Annotated in this window: 1 protein-coding gene; it reads right to left on the bottom strand. The window is 57.0% G+C overall.

Annotated elements, in window-relative coordinates; all coding sequences use genetic code 11:
- Positions 1-83 precede the first annotated feature (83 nt).
- Positions 84-164, bottom strand: a complete 81-nt coding sequence (locus tag ACPYOJ_RS37325; RefSeq protein WP_481420678.1) for a hypothetical protein — start codon at positions 162-164, stop codon at positions 84-86.
- Positions 165-228 lie beyond the last annotated feature (64 nt).

Below are 228 nucleotides of genomic sequence, written 5' to 3'. Positions count from 1 at the left end.
CGCACAAAATCGTCCAGCTGTTCGTCGGTCTGGCACTCACTGCCCGGGCTTATTTCCCGTCCACGGTCTTTATCCAGCGCCGGCTAGTGCATGATCTCACGGGTGATGCGGATAGCATCGCGAAACTCCTGCCAGTCCTGTTCGTGGGACATATAGTTGAACAGGATTGCCGGATGCTGATGCGGATCGCGTGATTTAATCCGTACATGCCCGCGGCTTGGTGAGCGC

This window comes from Rhizobium sp. SVR5-9E (genome assembly GCF_056755095.1).
This window is presented reverse-complemented; position numbering and strand designations above follow the sequence as displayed.